The organism is Micromonospora sp. DT228 (genome assembly GCF_049841595.1).
Taxonomy (GTDB): domain Bacteria; phylum Actinomycetota; class Actinomycetes; order Mycobacteriales; family Micromonosporaceae; genus Micromonospora.
The window spans coordinates 13,913-30,037 of sequence record NZ_JBNCKO010000021.1 but is presented as its reverse complement, the minus strand read 5'-3'; the positions used below and the strand labels follow the sequence as shown (position 1 = coordinate 30,037).

Annotated in this window: 18 protein-coding genes and 1 riboswitch; of the genes, 12 read left to right on the top strand and 6 right to left on the bottom strand. The window is 71.6% G+C overall.

Annotated elements, in window-relative coordinates; genetic code table 11:
* Positions 1 to 18 precede the first annotated feature (18 nt).
* From ACLQ29_RS30610 to era, 5 genes are read left to right on the top strand one after another with little or no spacing between them, the layout of a single operon-like run.
* Positions 19 to 1,077: a PhoH family protein gene (locus ACLQ29_RS30610; RefSeq protein ID WP_425774863.1), complete on the top strand. Its 1,059-nt coding sequence runs from the start codon at positions 19 to 21 to the stop codon at positions 1,075 to 1,077.
* Between the two features lie 15 nt (positions 1,078 to 1,092).
* Positions 1,093 to 1,566 (top strand): rRNA maturation RNase YbeY, encoded by a 474-nt coding sequence (gene ybeY, locus ACLQ29_RS30605; protein WP_425774862.1) that lies wholly within the window; start codon positions 1,093 to 1,095, stop codon positions 1,564 to 1,566.
* A complete protein-coding gene (locus tag ACLQ29_RS30600; protein WP_425774915.1) occupies positions 1,542 to 2,966 on the top strand; it encodes a hemolysin family protein in 1,425 nt (474 codons plus the stop codon). The genes ybeY and ACLQ29_RS30600 overlap by 25 nt, the downstream gene beginning before the upstream one ends.
* Positions 2,959 to 3,345 carry a cytidine deaminase gene (locus tag ACLQ29_RS30595; RefSeq protein ID WP_425774861.1) on the top strand — a complete coding sequence of 129 codons (387 nt, stop codon included), beginning with the start codon at positions 2,959 to 2,961 and terminating at the stop codon, positions 3,343 to 3,345. Before ACLQ29_RS30600 ends, ACLQ29_RS30595 begins: the two co-directional genes overlap by 8 nt.
* A complete protein-coding gene (era, locus tag ACLQ29_RS30590; RefSeq protein WP_425774860.1) occupies positions 3,342 to 4,247 on the top strand; it encodes a GTPase Era in 906 nt (301 codons plus the stop codon). Before ACLQ29_RS30595 ends, era begins: the two co-directional genes overlap by 4 nt.
* A 25-nt stretch (positions 4,248 to 4,272) precedes the next feature.
* On the opposite strand, the gene ACLQ29_RS30585 is transcribed toward era, so the two are convergent.
* Entirely contained in the window at positions 4,273 to 5,079 is an 807-nt protein-coding gene (locus ACLQ29_RS30585; RefSeq protein ID WP_425774859.1) for a DUF4097 family beta strand repeat-containing protein, read from the bottom strand.
* Between the two features lie 102 nt (positions 5,080 to 5,181).
* Here ACLQ29_RS30585 and recO point away from each other — a divergent pair, with 102 nt between their 5' ends.
* The 5 genes from recO to ACLQ29_RS30560 all read left to right on the top strand — a co-directional run bounded on the left by recO (position 5,182) and on the right by ACLQ29_RS30560 (position 8,390).
* A complete protein-coding gene (gene recO / locus ACLQ29_RS30580; RefSeq protein ID WP_425774858.1) occupies positions 5,182 to 6,048 on the top strand; it encodes a DNA repair protein RecO in 867 nt (288 codons plus the stop codon).
* 4 nt (positions 6,049 to 6,052) lie between these two features.
* A complete protein-coding gene (locus ACLQ29_RS30575; RefSeq protein ID WP_393375500.1) occupies positions 6,053 to 6,865 on the top strand; it encodes an isoprenyl transferase in 813 nt (270 codons plus the stop codon).
* A 71-nt stretch (positions 6,866 to 6,936) separates the two neighbouring features.
* Complete coding sequence (locus ACLQ29_RS30570; RefSeq protein ID WP_393375498.1) at positions 6,937 to 7,122, top strand: hypothetical protein; 186 nt, start codon at positions 6,937 to 6,939, stop codon at positions 7,120 to 7,122.
* A gap of 309 nt (positions 7,123 to 7,431) precedes the next feature.
* On the top strand, positions 7,432 to 7,632 hold the full coding sequence (locus ACLQ29_RS30565; protein WP_393375495.1) for a thioredoxin reductase: 201 nt from the start codon (positions 7,432 to 7,434) through the stop codon (positions 7,630 to 7,632).
* The gene (locus ACLQ29_RS30560) at positions 7,629 to 8,390 is read left to right on the top strand and encodes a pirin family protein (protein ID WP_425774857.1); all 762 of its coding nucleotides are present in this window, start codon (positions 7,629 to 7,631) and stop codon (positions 8,388 to 8,390) included. Before ACLQ29_RS30565 ends, ACLQ29_RS30560 begins: the two co-directional genes overlap by 4 nt.
* A gap of 804 nt (positions 8,391 to 9,194) precedes the next feature.
* On the opposite strand, the gene gndA is transcribed toward ACLQ29_RS30560, so the two are convergent.
* Together gndA and ACLQ29_RS30550 are read right to left on the bottom strand one after the other, a co-directional pair.
* The gene (gndA, locus tag ACLQ29_RS30555) at positions 9,195 to 10,637 is read right to left on the bottom strand and encodes an NADP-dependent phosphogluconate dehydrogenase (RefSeq protein ID WP_425774856.1); all 1,443 of its coding nucleotides are present in this window, start codon (positions 10,635 to 10,637) and stop codon (positions 9,195 to 9,197) included.
* Between the two features lie 104 nt (positions 10,638 to 10,741).
* On the bottom strand, positions 10,742 to 11,041 hold the full coding sequence (locus ACLQ29_RS30550; protein ID WP_425774855.1) for an MTH1187 family thiamine-binding protein: 300 nt from the start codon (positions 11,039 to 11,041) through the stop codon (positions 10,742 to 10,744).
* 291 nt (positions 11,042 to 11,332) lie between these two features.
* Here ACLQ29_RS30550 and ACLQ29_RS30545 point away from each other — a divergent pair, with 291 nt between their 5' ends.
* Entirely contained in the window at positions 11,333 to 11,785 is a 453-nt protein-coding gene (locus ACLQ29_RS30545; protein ID WP_425774854.1) for a hypothetical protein, read from the top strand.
* 237 nt (positions 11,786 to 12,022) lie between these two features.
* On the opposite strand, the gene ACLQ29_RS30540 is transcribed toward ACLQ29_RS30545, so the two are convergent.
* The 3 genes from ACLQ29_RS30540 to ACLQ29_RS30530 all read right to left on the bottom strand — a co-directional run bounded on the left by ACLQ29_RS30540 (position 12,023) and on the right by ACLQ29_RS30530 (position 14,990).
* Positions 12,023 to 12,823 carry an energy-coupling factor transporter transmembrane component T family protein gene (locus ACLQ29_RS30540; RefSeq protein ID WP_425774853.1) on the bottom strand — a complete coding sequence of 267 codons (801 nt, stop codon included), beginning with the start codon at positions 12,821 to 12,823 and terminating at the stop codon, positions 12,023 to 12,025.
* Positions 12,820 to 14,250 carry an ABC transporter ATP-binding protein gene (locus tag ACLQ29_RS30535; protein WP_425774852.1) on the bottom strand — a complete coding sequence of 477 codons (1,431 nt, stop codon included), beginning with the start codon at positions 14,248 to 14,250 and terminating at the stop codon, positions 12,820 to 12,822. Before ACLQ29_RS30535 ends, ACLQ29_RS30540 begins: the two co-directional genes overlap by 4 nt.
* A gap of 146 nt (positions 14,251 to 14,396) precedes the next feature.
* Complete coding sequence (locus tag ACLQ29_RS30530; RefSeq protein ID WP_425774851.1) at positions 14,397 to 14,990, bottom strand: ECF transporter S component; 594 nt, start codon at positions 14,988 to 14,990, stop codon at positions 14,397 to 14,399.
* Positions 14,991 to 15,065: 75 nt separating this feature from the next.
* Positions 15,066 to 15,170, bottom strand: a riboswitch (TPP riboswitch).
* A 106-nt stretch (positions 15,171 to 15,276) separates the two neighbouring features.
* Here ACLQ29_RS30530 and ACLQ29_RS30525 point away from each other — a divergent pair.
* Positions 15,277 to 16,107, top strand: coding sequence for an alpha/beta fold hydrolase (locus tag ACLQ29_RS30525; protein WP_425774850.1), 831 nt, complete (start codon positions 15,277 to 15,279; stop codon positions 16,105 to 16,107).
* Positions 16,108 to 16,125 lie beyond the last annotated feature (18 nt).

Below are 16,125 nucleotides of genomic sequence, written 5' to 3'. Positions count from 1 at the left end.
GGCCCTTCGGCCCAACTTATGACCGGCACCCCACCTCCCGGCCCGCCCCGGGTGCAGACCAGGATCACCGTGCCCGACTCGAAGATCATGGTCAATCTGCTCGGCGCAGGCGACGAGATCCTCCGACTCGTCGAACGCTCGGTCAGCAGTGACGTGCACGTCCGCGGCAACGAGATCACCATCACCGGTGACCCCGCGGACAACGCCCTCGCCGAGCGAGTCTTCAGCGAGCTGCTCGAACTCATCGAGAAAGGCGAGACCCTGACCACTGACGCCGTCCGGCGTACCGTCGGCATGCTCGAGCAGGGCAGTGCCGAGCGGCCCGCCGAGGTCCTGACGCTCAACATCCTCTCCCGTCGCGGGCGCACCATCCGCCCCAAGACGCTCGGGCAGAAGCGTTACGTCGACGCGATCGACACCCACACCATCGTCTTCGGCATCGGCCCGGCCGGCACCGGCAAGACCTACCTGGCGATGGCGAAGGCCGTCCAGGCGTTGCAGGCCAAGCAGGTCAACCGGATCATCCTGACCCGGCCGGCGGTGGAGGCGGGTGAGCGACTGGGCTTCCTGCCCGGCACGCTCAACGACAAGATCGACCCCTACCTGCGCCCGCTCTACGACGCGCTGCACGAGATGCTCGACCCGGAGACGATCCCCAAGCTGATGGCCCAGGGGACGATCGAGGTCGCCCCGCTGGCCTACATGCGGGGCAGGACGCTCTCCGACGCGTTCATCATCCTGGACGAGGCCCAGAACACGACGCCCGAGCAGATGAAGATGTTCCTCACCCGGCTCGGCTTCAACTCCAAGATCGTCGTCACCGGTGACATCACCCAGGTGGACCTTCCCGGCGGGACCAGCAGCGGCCTGCGGGTCGTCCGGGAGATCCTGGAAAACGTCGACGACGTGCACTTCTCCCAGTTGTCCAGCTCCGACGTGGTCCGCCACCGGCTGGTGGGGGAGATCGTCGACGCGTACGCCCGCTGGGACGCCGAGCGGGAGAACCAGCAGGCGCAGGGCGTCCACGCCGTGCCCGGGCGACCCGCCCAGGGCGGCCGGGCCGGCCGCCGCCGCTAAAGCAGAGGAAAGCAGTTGTCCATCGAGATCGCCAACGAGTCCGGTGTCGAGGTTGACACCGACGCCGTGCTCGCCGTCGCCCGGCACGCCCTCGACGAGATGGGGGTCAACCCCCTCGCCGAGCTGTCCGTGCTGCTGGTCGACATCGACTACATGACCGAGCTGAACCACCGCTGGATGGGTGGCGACGGTCCGACCGACGTGCTCGCCTTCCCCATGGACGAGGGCAGCGTCGACCACGGCCCGGGGGAGTCCGCGCCGGCCGGTGGCGAGCCCGCCCTGCTCGGTGACATCGTGCTCTGCCCCGAGGTCGCGGCCAAGCAGGCGGCGACCGCCGGGCACGCCCCGGCCGACGAGCTGCACCTGCTCACCGTGCACGGGGTGCTGCACCTGCTCGGCTACGACCACGCCGAGCCGGAGGAGGAGCGGGAGATGTTCGCCCTCCAGGCCCGCCTGCTGTCCAGCTGGCGGTCGACCCGCACCCAGTGATGTCCACTCCTCCGTTACTGGCGGCCGGCGCCACCGCCGGCCTTCCCGACTTCCAGCTGATCGTCTTCGCGGCCGGCCTGGTGGTGCTGGCCGGCCTGATCGCGATGACCGAGGCGGCGCTCGCCGCGGTCTCACCGGCGCGGGCCGCCGAGCTGGCCCGCGACGGTGTGCGGGGCGCCCGTACCCTCCAGGCCGTGGCCGGCGACGTCGTCCGGCACCTCAACCTGCTCCTGCTGTTGCGGCTGCTCGCCGAGCTGACCGCCACCACCCTGGTGGCGCTCGTCGCGGTGGACAGCTTCGGCGCCGGCTGGCGGGCCGCGTTGGTGACCGCCGGCGCGATGACCGTGGTCAGCTTCGTGGTCGTCGGCGTCGCTCCGCGCACCATCGGCCGACAGCACGCGTACGCCGTGGGTCGTGCCGTGGCCCCGCTGGTCCGCTGGCTGGGCCGGGCGCTCAACCCGCTCGCCTCGTTGCTGATCCTGATCGGCAACGCGGTCACGCCGGGGCGCGGTTTCCGGGAGGGGCCGTTCGCCAGCCAGGTCGAGTTGCGTGAGCTTGTCGACCTGGCCGAGCAGCGCGGCGTGGTCGAGCACGGCGAACGTCAGATGATCCACTCGGTCTTCGCGCTCGGTGACACCATCGCCCGTGAGGTGATGGTGCCGCGTACCGAGATGGTGTGGATCGAGGAGGGCAAGACGCTCGCGCAGGCGTTGGTGCTCTTCCTGCGCTCCGGTTTCTCCCGCATCCCGGTGATCGGCGAGAGCGTCGACGACGTGCTCGGTGTGCTCTACCTCAAGGACCTGATCCGGCGCTCCCGTGGTGGGGACCCGGCGGCCGAGCAGTTGCCGGTGGCCGAGCTGATGCGCCCGGCGACCTTCGTGCCGGAGTCCAAGCCGGTCGACGACCTGCTGTCGGAGATGCAGGCGGCCCGCAACCACCTGGTCATCGTCGTCGACGAGTACGGCGGCACCGGCGGTCTGGTCACCATCGAGGACATCCTGGAGGAGATCGTCGGTGAAATCACCGACGAGTACGATGTCGAGCGCCCGCCCGTCGAACGTCTGACGGACTCCTCGGTGCGGGTGACCGCCCGCCTCCCGGTGGAGACCCTGGGCGAGATGTTCGACACCGAGCTGCCCACCGACGAGGTGGAGACGGTCGGTGGCCTGCTGGCCCAGTCGCTGGGGCGAGTGCCGATCCCCGGCGCGGAGGTCGAGGTCGCCGGGCTCCGGCTGCTCGCCGAGGGCACCACCGGCCGGCGCAACCGGATCGACACCGTCCTGGTCAACAGGGTGGAGCCGGGCCATGAGCAGGACACCGCGGGGCGCGGCGAGCACGCCGGCTCCGGGGACGACACGGACAACTACCGAGACGACGAGAGGCAATCCGCCGATGCCTGACACACCCGCCGCGCCCGCCGCCCAGCCCACCCCCACCGCGCCGGCACCCCTGAGCGCCGAGGACGCCAAGCTTGTCGTCCTGGCCCGGGGCGCCCGTGGCCGGGTCGCCGCCGTGGAGGGTGCCGCGGTCCGGGATCAGGACGGCCGGACGTACGCGGCGGCAAGTGTCGCGCTGCCCTCGCTGACCCTCACCGCGCTGCAGTTGGCTGTCGCGTCGGCCGTGGCGGCCGGGGCGAGCCGGCTGGAGGCCGCGGTGGTGGTGACCGAGGCGTCGACCCTGGACGGCGCCGGGCACCTGGCCGTGCGTGACCTCGCGGCGGACGCGCCGATCCACGTGGCCGCCCCGGACGGCACGGTCCTCGGCACGGTGACCGAGTGAGTCCCGTCCGGGATCCGGAGACCCGACCGTACCGGGCCGGGTTCGGCTGCTTCGTCGGCCGACCCAACGCGGGCAAGTCGACGCTCACCAACGCCATCGTCGGCACCAAGATCGCGATCACCTCGAACAAACCACAGACCACCCGGCACGTGATCCGGGCCGTGCTGCACCGACCGGAGTCGCAACTGGTCCTGGTCGACACCCCGGGCCTGCACCGCCCCCGTACGCTGCTCGGCGAACGCCTCAACGACCTCGTCCGGTCCACCTGGACGGAGGTCGACGTGATCGGCCTGTGCATCCCGGCCGACGAGCCGGTCGGGCGCGGAGACCGGTTCATCACGGGTGAGCTGGCCGAGCTGAAGGCCACGGTGCTGGCGGTGGTCACCAAGACCGACCTGGTCGACAAGCGCCGCCTGGCGGAGCAGTTGCTCGCGGTGAGCCAGATGGGGGAGTTCGCCGAGATCGTGCCGGTGAGCGCGGTCTCCGGGCACCAGGTGGACACCCTTGTCGACGTGATGACCAAATATCTGCCGCCGTCGCCGCAGCTCTACCCGGACGACATGCTGACCGACGATCCCGAGCAGGTGCTCGTCGCGGAGCTGATCCGGGAGGCCGCCCTGGAGGGGGTCCGGGACGAGCTGCCGCACTCCATCGCCGTGGTGGTGGAGGAGATGATCCCCGAGGGCCAGGTCATGAAGATCTACGCCGACCTGTACGTGGAACGGCCCAGCCAGAAGGCGATCGTGCTCGGTCACAAGGCGAGTCGGCTCAAGGAGGTCGGCACCAACGCCCGCCGGCAGATCGAGGAGTTGCTGGGCGGCCGGGTCTATCTCGACCTGCACGTGCGGGTCGCGAAGGACTGGCAGCGCGACCCGAAGCAGTTGCGCAAGTTGGGCTTCTGAGCGTCCTCGGCGGTAAGTCGGCCCGTCACCGCTGGCTGATGGTGACGTTGCCGCTGCCCGCCGAGCCGTCGAGCACCAGCGACGCGGCCGGGTCATCGGCGACGGTGACCCGGGCGTCGCCGGAGCCGGTGTTGGACCGGACCCGGTAGCTGCCCGCCGGCACCAGCAGCGTGACATCGCCGCTGGAGGCATGGGCGCGGGCCGCGGCGGGCTTGTCCAGCTCGACGTTGACATTGCCGGACCCGGCCTCGGCGTCGACCGCCCCGCCCAGCCGGCGCGCGGTGATGTCCCCGGAGCCGGCGCGCAGCCGGACCGCCCCGCTGGCCTCGCTCACGTCGATGTCGCCGGAGCCCGTCTCGACCCCGACCGTGCCGGATGCGCCGACGATCCGTACGTCGCCGGAGCCCAGCCGCAGATCGACGGTGCCGACCCGGGTCAGCTCGACGTCGCCGGAGCCGGACTCGCCCTGGAGAGCCACGCCCTCCGGCAGGGCCACCTCGTAGGAGATGCTGCACCTGTCGCCACAGTTGGTGTCCAGCACCAACTCGCTGCCCTTGATCTCGTACCGGGCATGGGGTTCGCCACCCTGGTAGCGCACCACCCGCTTGATCCGCGCCTCGCCGGCCGTGCCGTTGCCCCGGACGATCACGTCGCCCGCACCGGGCAGCACCCGGATGGTGGTGATCTTCGCCGCCTCGGTGTCGTCGTAGTCGAGCCGGCGCATGGCCAGGTTGTCGCACCCGGCGACAAGGATGAGGGCGGTTGCCAGGCCCAGCGCGACGGGCGCGGTGGCGCGCCGACGCACGGCGCTGGTGGTGGGGTGCGTTGCCATGACCAGCACGCTACGGCCGGTGACGTGCCGGGCGCATCGGGGTTCGTCCGCGCATCCACCCCGAACCAACCCTGATTTCACACCCCGAGGGAGAATGGCCCGATGGCCGGGTACCGCCGACAGCTCTACCGCGACGACGCGGTGGTGCTGCGTGTGCAAAAGCTCGGCGAGTCCGATCGGATCATCACCCTGCTCACCCGTCGGCACGGCCGGCTGCGCGCGGTGGCCCGGGGGATCCGCCGCACCACGAGCAAGTTCGGCGCCCGGCTGGAGCCGTTCGGCCACGTCGACCTCCAGCTCGCCGGCGACCCGAAGGGCAACACCGGCAGCTCGCTGCACACCGTCAGCCAGGTCGAGGGCATCGAGCTGTTCGGCAAGCGGTTCCTCGGGGATTACCCCCGTTACACGGCGGCCAGCGCGATCGCCGAGACCGCCGAGCGGCTGACCCCGGTCGAGCGGGAGCCGTCGCTGCGGCTGTTCCAGCTCACCGTGGGCGCGCTGAAGGCGCTGTCCCGGGGCGAGCACGCCACCACCCTGGTGCTCGACGCGTACCTGCTGCGGGGGATGGCCCTCGCCGGCTGGGCGCCGGCGCTCATCGCCTGTGCGGTCTGCGGCACCCCCGGGCGGCACCGCGCCTTCTCCGTGCCAGCCGGGGGCGCGGTCTGCCCGGACTGTCGGCCACCCGGCGCGGCCCACCCCGCGCCGGCCACCATCGACCTGATGTCCGCGCTGACCACCGGCGACTGGGTGCTCGCCGACGCCACCGACTCCGGCGTACGCCGGGAGTGCAGTGGGCTGGTCGCGGCTCACCTGCAGTGGCACCTGGAGCGCGCGCTACGCTCGCTGCCGCTGGTCGACCGGGGTCCCTCGGCGGCCGGCACGGCCTCGCCGCCGGACGGCGCCGGGGTCGTGGTGCTCCGGCCACGTGGCGACGTCGAGGCCGGGGCGGACGGCACGAACAGGGAGTGACCGAGTGATCCGATCGAAGAAGGCCGGCCGGCGCGAGCCGACGCCGCCGACACCGCACCCGTCCGGCGCCCGGCCGCCGGCGCTGCCCACCGAGGCGGTGCCGAAGCACGTGGCGGTGGTGATGGACGGCAACGGTCGCTGGGCCAAGGATCGCGGGTTGGCGCGCACCAAGGGTCACGAGGCGGGGGAGCACAGCCTCTTCGACACCATCGAGGGCGCGATCGAGATGGGCATCCCGTACCTGACGGCGTACGCGTTCTCCACCGAGAACTGGCGGCGCTCGCCCGACGAGGTCCGGTTCCTGATGGGGTTCAACCGGGACGTCATCCGTCGTCGCCGCGACCAGTTGGTCGACCTCGGCGTCCGGGTGGTCTGGTCAGGTCGGTCCGGCCGGCTGTGGAAGAGCGTCATCTCCGAGTTGCAGACGGCCGAGGAGATGTCCCGGGACAACTCGACGTTGACCCTGCAGTTCTGCGTCAACTACGGCGGGCAGGCCGAGATCGGCGACGCGGCCGCCGCGATCGCCCGCGACGTGGCGGCCGGGCGTCTGGATCCGGCCAAGGTCAACGAGAAGACCGTGGCGAAGTACCTCTACCACCCGGAGATCCCGGAGGTGGACCTGTTCCTGCGTCCCTCGGGGGAGGAACGGATCTCCAACTTCATGCTCTGGCAGTCCGCGTACGCGGAGTTGGTCTTCCTGGACACCCTCTGGCCCGACTTCGACCGCCGCCACCTCTGGTACGCGTGCGAGTTGTACGCGCAGCGGGACCGACGCTTCGGCGGGGCGCTGCCCAACCCGGTCGCCCCGGTGATCTGAGCCGACGCGCTTACGCTCTCGTCACCCTGGGTATCACAGTTGTCAGAAGCCACTGACGGAGGTGAACCCACATGATCCAGAAGCGCATTGCCCAGTGGGCGGTGATGGCGGTCGCGGTGCCCCTGGCGGCTGCCGGCGCCCGCCGACTCAGCCACACCCTGGAGACCCGGCGTGGTCCCTCCGGGATGACCCGGTTGCTCACCAAGGGCGCGGACCTCGTGCGTCCCCAGAAGGCCAAGCGGCGCCGCTTCTTCTGATCAACCCTCGCCCGTCCCCGGCGCCGCCCGCACCCCCCGGTGCGGGCGGTGCCGTCTATCCCACCCCCGGCGTGCCCCCCGCCCCGCCCTGCCCCGGTTGATCATGGAGTTGTGGTGGCCGAATCAGGCGTTTATGCGGCTTACGTCCACCACCACAACTCCATGATCGACCCGGCCGGGGGTCGGGCGCACGGCCGGGGCGGGGTCGGTTGTTTTGGGGTGCCGCGGAAATGGGGCCGGGTAGGGTCCGAGAGTGGCGGGACGACGGCGGTGGGGGTGGCTGTGCGGGATCTCCGGTACAAAATGATCATGGCGTTGAACGCTGCGGATCTGGGGGAGCCGATCTGTGCGCAGGTGGCCGACATCTGTGCCGAGATCGCCGAGCAGCACTGCGCCGAGTTCGGTCACACGCCGCAACTACGCACCGGTGAGATCGCCGAGCTGGCCACCGGCGAACCGGCCCTGACCTGGGCGCCCACGACCCCCGACACCGCACGGCGGGCCTGGTGACCGCTCCCGCGCCGTCGGTCGAGGTGCGTCGCGCCGACGACCGCTTCGCCACCCGGATCTCCTGGCTGGACTCCAAGCACTCGTTCTCGTTCTCCCGGCACTACGACCCGGCCAACACCCACCACGGTCTGCTGCTCGTCAACAACGACGACGTGGTACGCCCGGGGGCCGGGTTCGAGACCCACCCGCACCAGGACATGGAGATCATCACCTGGGTGCTGCGCGGCTCCCTGGTGCACCAGGACTCCACCGGCCACTCCGGGGTGATCTATCCGGGCCTGGCCCAGCGGATGAGCGCCGGCACCGGCATCCTGCACTCGGAGAAGAACGACGCCTGGCGACTCAACAACCAGGAACCGCACACCGACCCGGTCCACTTCGTGCAGATGTGGGTGCTCCCCGACGAACCGGGCGTCGACCCCGGCTACGAGCAGTTGGAGATCGACGACGAGCTTCTCCGCGGCGGCCTGGTGCCGATCGCCTCCGGAATGGACCGCTACGACGGCGCGTCCGCGATCCGGATCCGTAACCGGTACGCGACCCTGCACGCCGCCCGGCTCACCCCCGGCGACGAGGTCACCATCCCCGACGCGCCCTTCGTGCACCTGTACGTGCCCAACGGCACGGTGACCCTGGAGGGCAGCGGCCCGCTCGGCACCGGCGACGCGGCCCGGCTCACCAGGACCGGCGGCCGGCGGGTCACCGCCGACGAACCGGCCGAGATCCTCGTCTGGGAGATGCACGCCACCGTCACCTGACCGACGCCCCGGCCGGGAGGCGCGCACCGCCCTGCCCCAAGATCTCGCTCGAACCAGGACGTCAACGCCGTTGTGTTAGGGCGAGCGGTTGTTCGTCAACGGGCAGTGTCTCGCCTTTCATGCTGGTGTGCCGGGGTGGTCTTGTGCGTCGACCCAGGTTGATCGGCCAGGGGTGCGTGGGGTGCCGGTCGGCGGGGCGGGCTCTGCGTGTCCGGGGGTGGTCGGGGGCCTTTGCTCTGCACCCGCGGGTGCGACGGCTATGGTCTGTGACCGGTGCTTATTGGGGTGCAGAGCAAAGGGGGGCGGCTCGTGCACCGTGCCTGACGGGGCGGTTGGTGATCGAGGTCGTGCCGGGCCGGCCGCAGCGCCAAACGCAACCACGTCGAGATCCAGGACAACACCGTTGCTGTAGGCGGGACCATTGCGCGTCAACCGCGCCGCGTCGCCGGTCACGACGTTGTGGCATGCGGCAGAGCGCCCATAAAGGCCCCAAGCTCGGCACCAGGATGAGGTGATTGCCGGGTCCGGACTGCCTACGCTCCGCGATCTTGCACTTTCTGTCCCGACAGAGGGGGCATGTCACCTATATGGACAACCGAAACTGCAAGATCGGCGCGAACTTCTCGCGAGACACGCCCTGATCTAGCTGCACTCCCCAGGAGTCCCGTTATCCAGCACGTGTTGACCTGCCGGCCACGGCACCAACGCAACGGCGTTGACATGGATGTAGTGGCCTCCCCACGGGCGGAAGGCCACTACATCATGGATCGAGCACGATCACGGTGCCGCGGGGCGCCGCGCCGACTACGCCGGGGACTCGGTGCGCTCGCCGGCCCAGGTGGTGTGGAACGAGCCCTCGCGGTCCACCCGCTGGTAGGTGTGCGCGCCGAAGTTGTCCCGCAGGCCCTGGATCAACGCGGCGGGCAGGCGCTCGGCGCGCAGGGCGTCGAAATACGCCAACGACGAGGAGAACGCCGGCGTCGGCACACCGGCGCGGGTCGCGTCGGCCACCACCCGCCGCCAGCTCGGCACGCCGGCGGCGACCGCCTCGGCGAAGTATGGCGCCACCAGCAGCGTCGGCAGGTCCGGCTTCTCGTCGTACGCCTCGCGGATCCGGTCCAGGAAGCGGGCCCGGATGATGCAGCCGCCCCGCCAGATCGTGGCCGTGCCGCCGAGGTCGATGTCCCAGTTGAACTCCTGGCTGCCGGCGCGGATGTGGTCGAAGCCCTGCGCGTACGCCACGATCTTGGAAGCGAGCAGCGCCCGCCGGACGTCCTCGACGAACGCGTCCCGGTCGTCGACCTGCCACTGCTCACCCGCGTCCGGGAACGCCCGCCGCGCCGCCTCCCGCTGGTCGACATGCCCGGAGAGCGAGCGGGCGAAGGTCGCCTCGGCGATCCCGGTGATCGGAATGCCCAGGTCCAGGGCGCTCTGCACGGTCCACCGGCCGGTGCCCTTCTGCTCGGCCCGGTCCTGCACGATGTCGACGAAGGCCCGGCCCGTCGTCGCGTCGGTGTGCGCGAGCACATCGGCGGTGATCTCGATGAGGAACGACTCCAACTCGCCGCCGTTCCAGTCGCGGAAGATCTCCGCGATCTCGGCCGGCTTCGCGCCCAGACCGGCCCGAAGCAGGTCGTACGCCTCGGCGATGAGCTGCATGTCGGCGTACTCGATGCCGTTGTGCACCATCTTGACGAAGTGCCCGGCGCCGTCCGGCCCGACATGCGTGCAGCACGACACACCGTCGACCTGGGCGGCGATCTTCTCGAACATCGGACCGAGCTTGGCGTACGACTCGGCGGAACCGCCGGGCATGATGCTCGGCCCGAGCAGCGCGCCCTCCTCGCCACCGGAGACGCCGGTGCCACTGAAGTGCAGCCCCTGCGCGCGCAACGCCTCCTCCCGACGGCGGGTGTCGGCGAAGTGGGCGTTGCCGCAGTCGACGATGATGTCGCCCTCCTCCAGCAGCGGCACCAACTCGTCGATCACCGCGTCGGTGGGCGCACCCGCCTTGACCATCACGATCACCGCACGGGGTCGCTCCAGCGACGCCACGAAATCGGCCATCGTCTCGCCGGGCACGAACGTGCCCTCGTCACCGTGCTCGGAAACCAGGCTGCGGGTGCGTTCCGGCGACCGGTTGTGCACCGCCACCGTGAAGCCGTTGCGGGCCAGGTTGCGGGCCAGATTCCGGCCCATCACCGCCAACCCGGTCACACCGATCTGCGCCGTCGCCTGCTCAGCCATTCGTGCCGCCACCTCTCGCCGTCGGACTTGCGTGCTAGGACCGTATCGCGGTGCGGCGGAACGTGGGCGTGTCGTCTCGACAGCCGGTTATCGGCAAATGATCCTCAGCTCTGCCGGGCCAGGTGATCCTCCACGTGTGCCACCTTCGCGGTGAGCGCGTCCGTCACCCCCGGGCGGATGTCGGCCTTGAGCACCACACTCACCCGGGGCGCCTGCGCGGCCACCACGTCGACAGCCCGCTTGACGACAGCCATCACCTCGTCCCACTCACCCTCGATCGTGGTGAACATGGCGTCGGTGCGGTTGGGCAGGCCCGAGTCCCGGACCACGCGTACCGCCTCGGCGACCAGGTCACCAACAGACTCACCGACACCGAGCGGGGTTACCGAGAACGCGATAAGCATGCCGCCGATGGTGCCAGGAAAATCGGCTGCGCCGACGGACGACCAGCCGATAGTGTGCGGGCATGCGCTACTGACGCCCCTTCTCCGAGCCGGCCCGCCGCCCCGCGTCGCGGTCCGTGCGCTCCTGGGCGTCCCGCATCCCACCCGCAGTTCGGCGGCGCTGGCCCTGCCCGACCCCCGGTGAGCAGTCCCTCTCCCGTTCGACCGTCGCGACGCGGCGGTCGCCAGCCGATCCGACCGACCGCCGGAACGCGGGACCGGCCGAGCCGGTCGGCACCGAAGGAGGCCCGGATGCCTGCCAGGCGCAATCCGAAGAAGTCCCGTACCCCGAGAGCGACGCCGCTCGGCGTGGACCCGGCGGCCGGTCCCGGCCCGCTCCCACCCACCCGCCCCGACCTCGACCCCGCGGTCGAACCGGTGCTGCTGGTCGAGCCGGCCCTGCCTGCGGCGCTGGTCGAGCCGGCCCTGCCTGCGGCGCTGGTCGAGCCGGCCCTGCCTGCGGCGCTGGCCGACCCGGCGATGCTGGTGAAGTCGGCTCTGCCGGCGGCCGTCCCGGACGAGGCGGCCCCGCCGGTCGACGTGCCGGCGGCGGTCGACGCGCCGACGGTGGGAGATCTGCCCAAGCCAGCCGGGCGACCGAAGGCACCGACGGCCGGGCCACCGCAGGGTGGCGGCAACCGCTCCGGCGGTGGCCGTAGCCAGCAGACCGGCCAGGCCCGCCGCTACGCCTTCCGCCGCAGCTGATCGAGCCACCCCGCCGCGCCCCGCCCCGCGATCTTGCACTTTCTGTCCCCGCATCACCGGCATATCGGGATGAATCAACGACAGAAAGCGCAAGATCGACGGGGGGTGGCGCGTGGGCGCTGGGTCGTGACAGCAACATCAGGGATGTAGTGGCCTCGCTGGACATGGAGGCCACCACATCCCTGATGTTGCGTGGATCTGCGGGCGGGCGGCGGGCGGCGGGCGGCGGGAAGCGGGTCAGCTGATCAGGGGGCGGAAGGTGCCGACCAGGACGCTTGTCGTGAGGGCTGCGCCGGCCAGCACGGCGGCCCCGGCGATGAGGAGCGCGTCGGCGTAGGTGAAGCGTTGGTGGCGGGCCACGGTGCGGGGCGTGCCGGCGTCGAAGCCCCGGGCGTCCATCGCGACGGCCAGGCGGGTGCCCCGGCGGATCGCGCCGACGAGCAGCGCGAACGCGGTGGAGGCGAACAGTCGCAGCTTCGTGACCGGGTTGCGTCCCGCGTCGACGCCGCGCGCGCGTCGGGCCATGCTGATCATCTGCCACTCCTGACCGAGCAGCGGCACCAGGCGGAACGCGGCCAGCGCCCCGATGGCGAACCGGGCCGGCGCCTTGGCGTTCTGGATCAGCGCGTCGGCCAGGTCGGTGGGGTCGGTGGTCGCGAAGACGATCACGCCGGGCAGGGCCACCGCGAAGACACGCAGCACCAGCCCGAGCGCGGTGAGCAGCACGCCGGTGCTCACCAGGACCGGTCCCGCGTCCAGCAGGACCCGGCCGGACCGGTCGGCGGCGAAGAGCGTCAGGGTGACCAGGATGCCGGCGGCGCTGAGCAGCAGCGGCCAGGCCCGCCGGGCCAGCACCCGGTAGCCGATGCCGAACAGCGGCAGCACGGCGAGTTCGAGCGCGATGGCGATCGCCGGTGCCAGTGGGTCCAGGGTGGCCAGCAGGGTGAACGAGAAGACCAGCGCGGCGGCGACCTTCGCCACCGGGTTGCGGCGGGCCAACGGCGCGTCCGGCGCGGCGACCGGCTCGATGCTGATCATCGGTCGTCGTCCGGAGCGCGCCGCAGGGTGACGGTGCGGTCGGCGAGCGCGGCGACGAAGTCCGTGTCGTGGGTGACCGTGACCACGCCGTGCCCGGCGTCGCGCAGGTCGGCGAAGAGGTCGACCAGCTCCCGCCAGGTCCGTCGGTCCTGGCCGAAGGTGGGTTCGTCGCAGATCAGCAGGCGTGGCGCGGTGGCCAGGGCGGTCGCCACACTCAGCCGCCGCGCCTCACCACCGGAGAGGGTGTACGGGTTGGCGGCGGCGAGGTGGACCAGCCGCAGCCGTTCCAGCAGCCCGCTCACGGTCTTCCTGACGGCCTCCTCGGGCTGACCAATGCGGCGTGGCCCGAGCGCCAGCTCGTCGAAGACGGTGCTGGTGACGAACTGGTGCTCCGGGTCCTGGAAGACCGACCCGATCCGCCGGGCCAGCGCGGGTGCCCGCCACCGGTGCGGGGGAGTGCCGTGGTCGGTGCCGGCCAGCTCGACGGATGCGGTGAGCCGTCCGGCGCCCGGCCGGAGCAACCCGCCGAGCAGGAGCGCCAGTGTGGACTTGCCGGCGCCGTTGGGTCCGCGTACGGCGAGTGCCTCTCCGGCGCGTACCGCCAGGTCGGTGGAGCCCAACCGGGGCGGCAGGCCGAGCCGGTCGGCGGTGAGCAACAGGTCCCCGGGCGCGGCGGTGGCCGGTCGGGGCGCGATGGGGTGACCGGGCACCCAAACCCCCTCGTCGGCCAGCGCGGCACCGTGGGCGGCGAAGACGGCCTCCGGGGTGCCGTCCGCGCGGACTCCGCCGCCCGGTTCCAGGACGACGACCCGGTCGACGAGCGGCAGCGCCTCGGCGACCCGGTGCTCGACCAGGATCAGCGTGGTGTCGGCGTGCAGCGCGCCGGCCACCGCCTCGCGGACCAGGTCGGCCCCGGCCGGATCGAGGTTGGCGGTCGGCTCGTCGAGCAGCAGCAACTCGGGACGCAGCGCCAGCGCGCCGGCCAGGGCGAGGCGTTGCTGCTCGCCGCCGGAGAGCGCGGCGGTGGGGCGGTCCCGGGGGTACGGGAAGCCGACCCGGTGCAGCGCCTCGTCCACCCGGGGCCAGATCTCGTCGGTCGGTATGCCGCGGTTCTCCAGCCCGAACGCGACGTCGTCGCCGCAGCGCGCCATCACCAGTTGGGTCTCCGGGTCCTGGAAGACGATGCCGACCCGTTCCCGTCCCTTGCGCGGGTCGAGCCCGTCGATCTCGACGGTTCCCTCCTGCTCACCGGAGTCCTCGGGAAGCAGCCCGGCCAGCGCGCTGAGCAGGGTGCTCTTACCGGCCCCCGAGGGCCCGAGCAGCAGAACCCGCTCCCCAGCCTCGACCCGCAGATCAACCCCGCGCAGAGCCCAGGCCCGCCGCCCCGCATGCCGCCACCCAAACCCCCGCACCACTACCCCGCCCACCAATCCCCCTCCCCTCTCCTGTCCGCCCCACCCCACCCCACCCCACCCTCACCCTGCACGGTCGATCATGAGGTTGACGGTGGTTCTGAAGATCCATCCGCCCGTCAACCTCATGATCGACGCGGCCGGGGCGGGGTGGGGGTGGGTCAGATGAGGGCGCGTTCGCGGCCGGCCGGGAAGCGGTCCAGGACGCCGGTGTTGGCCAGGGCCCGGGTGAGCAGCCAGCCGCCGACGCCGGCGATCACGGTGGCGCTGACGATGGTGATCAGCGCGTACGGGATGCGGTAGTTGACCAGCGCGGTCTCGACGTTCCAGACGAAGAAGTCGAACAGCGCGGCGCTGAGACCGGTCAGCGCGCCGGCCAGCATCGCGGTCGGCAGCCGGAACGACCGGTACCGGAAGGCGGCGAACGCCAACTCGGCGCCGATACCCTGCACGATGCCCTGCGGGATCACCGTGCCGGCCCACTGGCTGCCCAGCAGCGCCGAGAGGATCGCGGCCACCGTCTCGCAGTAGAGCGCGGCGCCGGGCTTGCGGATGACCAGGCCGCCGAGCACGGCCGGCATCAGCCACACGCCGTAGAGCAGCGTCTGCGCCGGTGGAAAGAACACGAACGCGCCCTCGGTGGCGCTCCAGACCAGGCCCCAGGCCCAGAAGATGACGCCGAAGGCGACCGCGATCACCGAGGCGACCACGATGTCGATGGTCCGCCAGCGGGCGGTGTCGGTGGTGGATTTCATGTGTTACTCCCAGTTCTGCGTGCGAACCAGGAGAAGACGCACGCCGCGCGTCCGGTGGCACCGGACGGCGGCGCGGCTGGAGGTCGACCGAACTCCCTGCGCTGGCATTACCCAGATCAGGTTCGAGGGTCTGCGGGCGTGCCCGCACTCTCAGCGCTGTGCGCTCCCCTGTCGGATGTGAAGTTGTCTCGTCGACGCTAACACCGACCAGGGGTGCCAGCCCAGCAGGGCATCCGTGCCGCTCGGCAGTCAGCCAGCCACACACCGGCTGGGTAGGCTGACGATCATGCGGGTCGACGCGCGAGGTCTCACGTTCGAGGTAACCGCCGACGGTCCGTCGGATGGCGTACCCGTCCTGCTGCTGCACGGCTTCCCCCAGCACAGCGGCGAGTGGGACGACGTGGTGCCCGCGCTGCACGCGGCCGGGTTGCGGACGTACGCGCTCGACCAACGCGGCTACTCGCCCGGCGCGCGGCCGACGGCGGTGGCCGACTACCGGATCCCCGAGTTGGTCGCCGACGTGGTGGCGGTGCTCGACGCACTGGGGTTGGACGCCGTGCACCTGGTCGGCCACGACTGGGGCGCGATCGTGGCCTGGGCGGTCGCCGCCGGGCACCCCGACCGGGTCCGCACGCTGACCGCCGTGTCCGTGCCGCATCCGGCCGCCATGGCGTACGCCCTGGCCAACGACGGCCAGCAGAAGGCCCGCTCGTCGTACATCACGTTGTTCCGTAAGCCGGGCACGGCGGAGCGGGTGCTGCTGGCGTGGCACGCGACCGCGCTGCGCAAGATGCTCGGCGGGGTGGGCGACGGGCCCCGGGTGGACCGCTACGCGGACCCGATGCGCGAGCCGGGGGCGCTCACCGCCGCCCTGAACTGGTACCGGGCGATGTCCCGCGCCGACCTGGCCGGTGTCGGCCCGGTCGGGGTGCCCACCACCTACGTCTGGAGTGACGGGGACGTCGCCATCGGCCGGACCGCCGCCGAGGCGTGCGCGCCGAACGTCACCGGGGCGTACCGCTTCGTGCGGTTGCCAGGTGTGAGTCACTGGATTCCGGACACCGCGCCGGGCCCGCTCGCCGAGGCGATCCTCGCTCGGGCCGACGGAACGGCCTGAGCCGTGCGGGTCGGTCAG

What these genes read in the sequence shown, in the direction of transcription:
- ACLQ29_RS30585 (WP_425774859.1), bottom strand. Translation starts at nt 5,079, where the DNA reads ATGGCAACGCACCCCACCACCAGCGCCGTGCGTCGGCGCGCCACCGCG.
- ACLQ29_RS30540 (WP_425774853.1), bottom strand. Translation starts at nt 12,823, where the DNA reads ATGATCAGCATCGAGCCGGTCGCCGCGCCGGACGCGCCGTTGGCCCGC.
- ACLQ29_RS30565 (WP_393375495.1), top strand. Translation starts at nt 7,432, where the DNA reads ATGGCGTTGAACGCTGCGGATCTGGGGGAGCCGATCTGTGCGCAGGTG.
- ACLQ29_RS30545 (WP_425774854.1), top strand. Translation starts at nt 11,333, where the DNA reads ATGCCTGCCAGGCGCAATCCGAAGAAGTCCCGTACCCCGAGAGCGACG.
- ACLQ29_RS30610 (WP_425774863.1), top strand. Translation starts at nt 19, where the DNA reads ATGACCGGCACCCCACCTCCCGGCCCGCCCCGGGTGCAGACCAGGATC.
- ACLQ29_RS30595 (WP_425774861.1), top strand. Translation starts at nt 2,959, where the DNA reads ATGCCTGACACACCCGCCGCGCCCGCCGCCCAGCCCACCCCCACCGCG.
- ACLQ29_RS30550 (WP_425774855.1), bottom strand. Translation starts at nt 11,041, where the DNA reads ATGCTTATCGCGTTCTCGGTAACCCCGCTCGGTGTCGGTGAGTCTGTT.
- ACLQ29_RS30570 (WP_393375498.1), top strand. Translation starts at nt 6,937, where the DNA reads ATGATCCAGAAGCGCATTGCCCAGTGGGCGGTGATGGCGGTCGCGGTG.
- recO (WP_425774858.1), top strand. Translation starts at nt 5,182, where the DNA reads ATGGCCGGGTACCGCCGACAGCTCTACCGCGACGACGCGGTGGTGCTG.
- ACLQ29_RS30525 (WP_425774850.1), top strand. Translation starts at nt 15,277, where the DNA reads ATGCGGGTCGACGCGCGAGGTCTCACGTTCGAGGTAACCGCCGACGGT.
- ACLQ29_RS30530 (WP_425774851.1), bottom strand. Translation starts at nt 14,990, where the DNA reads ATGAAATCCACCACCGACACCGCCCGCTGGCGGACCATCGACATCGTG.
- gndA (WP_425774856.1), bottom strand. Translation starts at nt 10,637, where the DNA reads ATGGCTGAGCAGGCGACGGCGCAGATCGGTGTGACCGGGTTGGCGGTG.